The organism is Rhizobacter sp. P5_C2 (assembly GCF_054049715.1).
Window position 1 is genome coordinate 1 of the sequence record NZ_JBFULV010000180.1, and the last position, 7007, is coordinate 7007.

Sequence of the window (7007 nt, forward strand, 5' to 3'; positions counted from 1 at the left end):
GGGGTCGGGTTGCGCGACGAGGTGTCGCGGGGGCCCGACGGCCCGCCGGGCTGCGGCGGCCGGCCGAACGCGGTGTTGGTATTGGTGTTGGGACCGCCCCGCTGCGCAGCGGGCTCGCTGCGGCGGGCCGGCGGCAACGGGTCGCGGCGCGGGCGTTGCATCGGCGCTTCGTCGCGGCGCGCGGTGGCCGGGCCGGTCGGCCGGGGCCGGTGGTTGTCGGTTCTGTTGTCGGTTCTGTTGTCGGTTCTGTCACGGGTCCTGTCGTCAGGCCTGTCACCGGCCCTGCCACGCGACACCGGCGGCTCGCCCCGGCGCGCGAACTCGGCCGGCGGCTGGTCGCCGAAGCGCTGCCGCAGTTGCTCCTGGTAGCGCGCCTCGCGCTCGGCGCGCTCGGCCTGGGCCTGCGCCAGCGTCGGCCGCTTCTGCACGCCGGACCCGGCACCACGCAGCGGCGCACGCGCCGGCTTGTCGGGGGCGGACTTGCCCGCGACTTTCTTCAGTTTCAGCGTGGCCATGGTGGGTTCCAGATCGGTAATCCCCGATTGGAACATGCATGGGGGGTGCGTCAACCCGCCAGCAGCCCCAGCTTCACGCACAGGTCGCGGGTGATGCCCATGTGCCGGTCCAGCTCGTCGAGCAGCGGCTCGACCGGTGTCGTCGAGCCCTCTGCCGCGGCCTCCTGCAGCCGCGTCGCGGTGTCGGCCACGCTGCGCAGGCCCAGGCTCAGTGCGGCGCCCTTCAGCGCGTGCGCCTGGCTGCGCATGCTGTCGTGGTCGCGCCGGCCCTGGGTCTGCCGCAGAGATTGCAGCGTGCCGCTGTGCAGGCTGAAGAAGCGACCCAGCAGCTCGGCGTACTTGGCCGGTGAGAGCGCGACGCTGACGTTGTCGACCGTCGCCTGGTCGAGCGCGGATGCCGATGCGGCCGGTGCGCCGCCGTCGATCGGCGTGAACAGCGGCGTCGCGTGCTGGCCGTAGCGGCCGAGCACCTCGCGCAGCTGCGGCAGGTGCGCCGGCTTCGTCAGGAAGCCGTTCATGCCGGCCTGGCGGGCGCGTTCCTGCGATTCCTCGAACGCATCGGCGGTCAGCGCGATGATCGGCAGCTCGCCCTTCGGGGGCGGCATCGCGCGGATCGCCCGCGCCGCCGCGAAGCCGTCCATCAACGGCATGTGCAGGTCCATCAGCACGACGTCGAACTCCTGCGCCTGCACCGCGCGCACCGCCTGCTCGCCGTTCTCGCTGAACACCGCCTGGTGGCCCAGCTTGTCGAGCACCGCCTCGAGGTAGGCGCGGTTCACCGGATGGTCTTCGGCGACCAGCACGCGCATCGGCCGCACGGTGGCCGCGCCGTTCGCGGCCAGGCCGGGTGCCATGCCGGCCGGCGCATCGATCGCCGGCAGCGGCAGGCTCACGACGAAGCGGCTGCCGACGCCCGCCTGGCTGGTGACCGCGATGTCGCCGCCCATCAGCCGCGCCAGGCTGCGCGAGATCTCCAGCCCGAGGCCCGCGCCACCATGGCGGCGCGAGGTGGTGTCGTCGCCCTGCGAAAACCGTTGGAACAAGCGCGAGAGCATCGCGGCATCCATGCCGATGCCGGTGTCGACCACGCTGAACAGCAGCGCGCCGTCGGCATGCCGCGTCACCGCCAGGCTCACCATGCCGGCGTTCGAGAACTTCAGCGCATTGCTCAGCAGGTTGAACAGGATCTGCTTCAGCCGGGTCGCGTCGGCACGCACCCACGGCGGCACGTCGGGCGCGATGCTGACCTGCAGCTGCAGGCCCTTGGCATGCGCCTGCACGCGCATCAGCGCATCGACCTGGCCGAGCATCGCCACCAGGTCCAGCGGCTGCGGCGCGACCTGCAGGTTGCCCGACTCCAGCTTCGAGATGTCGAGGATGTCGTTCAGGATCGCGAGCAGGTGGTTCGCCGACTCCTTCGCGGTGGTCAGGAAGCCGGCCTGCTGCGTCGACAGCGGCGTGTCCTGCAGCAGCGACATCATTCCCAGCATGCCGTGGAAGGGCGTGCGGATCTCGTGGCTCATGTTGGCCAGGAACACGCTCTTCGCGCGGCTGGCCGATTCGGCCTCGGTGCGGGCCACCGCGAGGTTGTCGGCGAGCGCCTGCAGCCGCTCGCCGCGATCGGACAGGCCGCGGAACTGCCGCAGCACGATCAACGCGAACGCGATCAGCAGCACGCACTGGAACAGCGTCAGCCCGAGGCTCAGCTGCGATTGCGTGCGCACCGCGGCATTGCGTTGCGACACGCGTTCGTACAGCAGGTGCGAGGCGCCGAGCGACAGGTCGTGCAGCGGCACGCTCAGGCCGTCGAGCCGCACCAGCAGCTGACGCAGCGCGGCGGCGTCGAGCGGGGCCGCCGGCTTCTCGCCGAGGTAGCGGTCGGCCTCGTCGACGAAGGCGCGCACCTGCTGCATCGCCTGCGTGTAGATGCCGTGGTCGGGCATGATGCGCGCCGCGCGGTCGTGATCGACCAGGCTGATGCGGCTCACGAAGATGTCGTAGCGGTTCTGCAGCGCCTCGGGCGCCGCGGCATGCGACTGCGCGAGCGACAGGTCGGCCAGCGCCTCGTGCATCTGGTTGCGCAGCCGCAGGTGTTCGGTCTCCAGCTGGAAGAAGCTCCAGCCGAGCGCGTCGTTCTGATAGTGCACGCTGCTGTCGAGCAGGTTGTACTGGCGCCACTGCACGTAGACGGCGGCCAGCAGCGCGAGCACCAGCGTGGTCGCCAGCATCACGAGCCAGCCGCGGCGGGGCGGGGTCACCGGCAAGGCGTCTGAAGCGGCGGCCCCGGTCATCGGATCTCGAGCAGCCGCAGCTGCCACACCGCACGGCCGTAGTGCACCGCGGTGCGCAACTCGGGCTGGTCGTCGAAGGGGTAGATGATGACCAGCGGCCCCTTGTCGCGCACCGGCATCGGCTTGTCGTCGAGCAGCCAGGCCACCATCACGTCGCTGGCCGCGGCATCCTCGATCGGGATGTCGACCTTGTAGTCGTTCAGCGCCACCGCCCGCACCACCTGGCCCTGCGCGCCGGCGGCGGCCAGCAGGTCGCGCAACCGCACGCCGGTGAACTTGCGCGGCTTGGCGTACCACGGCGTGCGGGTCGAGAAGCTCTGCTGCGGCAGCTTCTGCAGCGCGGCCAGGTCGAACGACAGGCCATCGGGGCCGTTGCGCTGCTGGATACTGCCGGCGATCGTCAGCAGCGGCTTGCCCTCGGGGGCCGCGTCGGCCGCACGCACCGCGCCGGCCGCCAGCAGGCCGGCCGCGGCGAGCAGCGCGCAGGCCCAGCGTGTCCGCCAATGTCTCCCCCCATGTCCCGGTCGTCCCATCTGACGGATTCTGCATTGGTTTCACGTCGTGACCCCCTCGTGACCCGTCATCACGGGCCGGCATACTGCAAGCCGATGACATCGACCTCCGTGAGCCGGGTGTTCTTCATCGCCGTCGCCGGCACGCTCGGCGTGTGGCTCGCGCGCCGTGCCTGGGCGGCCTGGCGCGAGCGATCCGGGCTGCGGGTGATCCGCGAGCAGGCCTTCCCGGGCTTCCTGCGCGGCAAGCTGCGCGGCCTGTATCCCGGGCTGGACGACCAGGCGCTGGCCGACGTGGAGCGTGGGCTGCGGCAGTTCTTCGTCGCCTGTGCGCGCTCGCGTGGCGCGTTCGTCGCGATGCCGTCGCGCGTCGTCGACGCGCTGTGGCACGAGTTCATCCTGCACACCCGCGCCTATGATGCGTTCTGCCGGCGCGCGTTCGGCCGCATGCTGCACCACACGCCGGCGCAGGCGCTGGTGCCCGCCGGCCCCGATGGCGATCGCAAGGCGGGCCTGCGCCGCGCCTGGTTCTGGAGCTGCAAGGAAGAGGGGCTCGACCCGCAGCGTGCGGGCCGGCTGCCGATGCTGTTCGCGCTGGACGCAGCGCTCGCGATCCCCGACGGCTACCGCTACGTGCCCGACTGCAGCCTGCTCGGCGCCGACCGCGGCAGCACGCATTGCGCGAGCGACATCAGCTGCGGAGGCTCGTGCGGGTCAGGCAGCGACTCGAGCGATGGCTCGGGCAGCAGTGCCGATGGCGGGGACGGCGGCGGTGGAGGAGATGGCGGTGGCTGCGGCGGCGGGGGCGGCGACTGAGCCTGGCCCGGCCACGCGGTATCGTCAGCCGAAGTGGCAGATGTAGTGCATCGTGCTCGTCACCTCGATGTCGAAGGCCGACTGGCCCGGCACCGGGAACGACTGGCCGGCGCCGTACGACTGCCAGGTCTCGCTGCCGTCCAGTCGGATGCGGCAGGCGCCTTCGACGATGTCCATCACCTCCGGCGCGCCGGTCGTGAAGCGCAACGCCGACGGCAGGATCACGCCGACGCTCTTTTTGCTGCCGTCGGCCAGTTCGATGCCGTGCGAGACGCACTTGCCATCGAAGTAGACGTTGGCGCGGGTGGAGATGGTGGCGGTGATCTTGTCGGTGGGCATGGTCAGCTCATTTGCTGGAAGTAGGAGCGGGCGAGTTTAAGGGCCGGGGCGGTCTGATCCTTGCTTCCGCCCCGCAACCCCGCCATCTCTCTTCGTTCCATGACCGACACCGCGGCCGAAGCCGGTTTTTCGTCGCTGTGCGACACCGTGCGCCGCGACGGCGAGGCCTGGGTGTCGCAGGTCGGCGGGCTGACGCTGCACAGCCACTTCCAGCCGATCTACAGCCTGTCGCACGGCCGCCCGGTCGGCCACGAGGCGCTGCTGCGCGCGGTCGACGGCCAGCGCATGCCGCTCGCACCGGCCCACGCGTTGCGCGGCGACGGCTCGCTCGCCGATGCGCTGTTGCGCGACCGGGCGTCGCGCCTGGTGCACATGCTGAACTTCGCCGAGCAGGCCGGGCCGGCGCACTGGCTGTTCTGCAACATGCACCCGCAGGTCTTCCTGCAGGGGCCGCGGCTCGATGCCGACGGCTTCCAGGCCGCGCTGATGGCGCACAGCGGACTGGAGCCGCACCGGCTGGTGATCGAGGTGCTGGAAGACGCCGTCTCCGACGAGGACGATTTCGATGCCGCCGTCGCGCTGGCCCGCCGGCGCGGCTGCCTGCTGGCGCTCGACGATTTCGGGGCCGGGCATTCCAACTTCGACCGCGTGTGGCGCATCCAGCCCGACATCGTCAAGCTCGACCGCAGCCTGGTCGCGCGGGCCGCGCACGACCGGCGCGCGCGCCGCGTCGTCACGCAGATGACCTCGCTGCTGCACCAGTGCGGCGCGCTGGTGCTGATGGAGGGCGTCGAGACGCAGGACGAGGCCTTCGTCGCGCTCGAGGCCGATGCCGATTTCGTGCAGGGCTTCCTGTTCGCGAAGCCGCAGGCGCGCATGGTGCCCGCCCACCACACGCCACCCGCGCTGCAGAACCTGTGGGACGCGTTCGAATCGCGCTGGATGGACGAGCACACCGCGCAGCGCGAGCACATCGGCCCATACACCAACGCGATCGGGTATGCGTCGGCGCTGCTGTCCGCCGGCCGCTCGATGGAGGAGTCGCTGGCCTCGTTCCTCGCACTGCCGGGCGCGGAGGTCGGCTACCTGCTGGGGGCGGACGCGCGGCAGATCGGCATCAACCACTGGGCCGCGAGCCGGCCGCAGCGCGAGCAGCCGGCCTTCGAGCCGATGCGCAACACGCAGGGCGCGCGCTGGGCACGCCGGCCGTACTACCGCCGCGCGATCGAGGCGGTGGGGCGGGTGCAGGTGACGCGGCCCTACCGCACGCTGCATGGCGCGCACCTTTGCGTGACGGTGTCGGTCGCGTTCCGGATCGGCGACGAACTGAACGTGGTGTGCGGCGACGTCACCTGGCAGGAGGCCGGATGAAGCGGCCGAAGTCGCCGGGTAAACTGCCCCGATGAGCACACCGACCGGCAGCGCGGGCCTTCAAGACGACCAGGGCGCACTGCGTCCCGGCACCCGGCTCGGCGAGTTCGAGATCCTGCGCGTGCTCGGTGTCGGCGGCTTCGGCATCGTCTACCTCGCGATGGACCATGCGCTGGAGCGCCAGGTCGCGATCAAGGAGTACATGCCCGCCGCGATGGCCGCGCGCGGCGACGGCGAGCAGGTGTCGCTGCGCTCGCAGGCGCACCTCGAGACCTTCGGCATCGGGCTGCGCTCGTTCGTCAACGAGGCCAAGCTGCTCGCGCGCTTCGACCACCCGTCGCTGGTCAAGGTCTACCGCTTCTGGGAAGCCAACGGCACCGCCTACATGGTGATGCCGTACTACGCCGGCCGCACGCTGAAGGAAGAACGCAAGGCGCTCGCCGGTGTGCCGAGCGATGCCTGGATCCGCGGCGTGATCGACCCGCTGCTCGGCGCGCTGCAGGTGCTGCACGACGAAGACGTGTTCCACCGCGACATCGCGCCCGACAACATCCTGCTGCTGCCGTCCGGGTTGCCGGTGCTGCTCGATTTCGGCGCCGCGCGGCGCGTGATCGGCGACCGCACGCAGACGCTGACGGCGATCCTGAAGCCCAACTACGCGCCGATCGAGCAGTACGCCGATGTCGGCCAGTTGCGCCAGGGGCCGTGGACCGACCTGTACGCGCTCGGCGCGGTGCTGCATTTCGTGATCACCGGGCGGCCGCCGGTGCCGTCGGCTGCGCGCGCGGTGCACGACGATGCCAAGCCGCTCGCGCAGCTCGACGAAGTGCAGCGCGGCACGATCGGCCAGCCGCTGCTGCGCACGATCGACTGGGCGTTGGCGGTGCGGCCGAGCCACCGGCCGCAGAACGTTGCGCAATTCCGCGATGCGCTCGATGGCAAGCTGGTGCCGCCGGAGCGGCCGCTCGCCGACGGCGAGGCGACGCAGCCGGTGTCGCGCGAGCAGGTGCAGGCGGCGTGGTCGCCGACGCAGCCGATCGACGGGCAGGCCACGGTGTTCCAGCCGACGGTCGCGGCGACGCAGCCGGTCGCTGCCGCGCCGGCGCAGGGCGCGGGTGCGCAACGGGCGGCGGGTGCCGCTGCGGCGCCGGTGGTGCAGGCAC

At 71.5% G+C, this 7007-nt stretch carries 6 protein-coding genes and 1 pseudogene; 3 read left to right on the top strand and 4 right to left on the bottom strand.

What is annotated here, in order from left to right; translation table 11 throughout:
• The 3 genes and pseudogenes from ACXJLU_RS32150 to ACXJLU_RS32160 all read right to left on the bottom strand — a co-directional run.
• Window positions 1-515: pseudogene (locus ACXJLU_RS32150) on the bottom strand (hypothetical protein); the annotation flags it as partial.
• Window positions 516-565: 50 nt separating this feature from the next.
• Window positions 566-2773 (bottom strand): ATP-binding protein, encoded by a 2208-nt coding sequence (locus ACXJLU_RS32155; RefSeq protein ID WP_457337807.1) that lies wholly within the window; start codon window positions 2771-2773, stop codon window positions 566-568.
• Between the two features lie 29 nt (window positions 2774-2802).
• A complete protein-coding gene (locus tag ACXJLU_RS32160; protein ID WP_457337808.1) occupies window positions 2803-3339 on the bottom strand; it encodes a putative pterin-binding protein in 537 nt (178 codons plus the stop codon).
• Between the two features lie 75 nt (window positions 3340-3414).
• Between ACXJLU_RS32160 and ACXJLU_RS32165 the strand changes: the two genes are divergently transcribed.
• Window positions 3415-4134, top strand: coding sequence for a glycine-rich domain-containing protein (locus ACXJLU_RS32165; protein ID WP_457337809.1), 720 nt, complete (start codon window positions 3415-3417; stop codon window positions 4132-4134).
• Between the two features lie 24 nt (window positions 4135-4158).
• On the opposite strand, the gene ppnP is transcribed toward ACXJLU_RS32165, so the two are convergent.
• On the bottom strand, window positions 4159-4473 hold the full coding sequence (gene ppnP / locus ACXJLU_RS32170) for a pyrimidine/purine nucleoside phosphorylase (RefSeq protein WP_457337810.1): 315 nt from the start codon (window positions 4471-4473) through the stop codon (window positions 4159-4161).
• Window positions 4474-4572: 99 nt separating this feature from the next.
• Here ppnP and ACXJLU_RS32175 point away from each other — a divergent pair, with 99 nt between their 5' ends.
• Entirely contained in the window at window positions 4573-5844 is a 1272-nt protein-coding gene (locus ACXJLU_RS32175; RefSeq protein ID WP_073468480.1) for an EAL domain-containing protein, read from the top strand.
• Between the two features lie 31 nt (window positions 5845-5875).
• A partial coding sequence (locus tag ACXJLU_RS32180; RefSeq protein ID WP_457337811.1) for a serine/threonine protein kinase occupies window positions 5876-7007 on the top strand: 1132 nt, incomplete at its 3' end.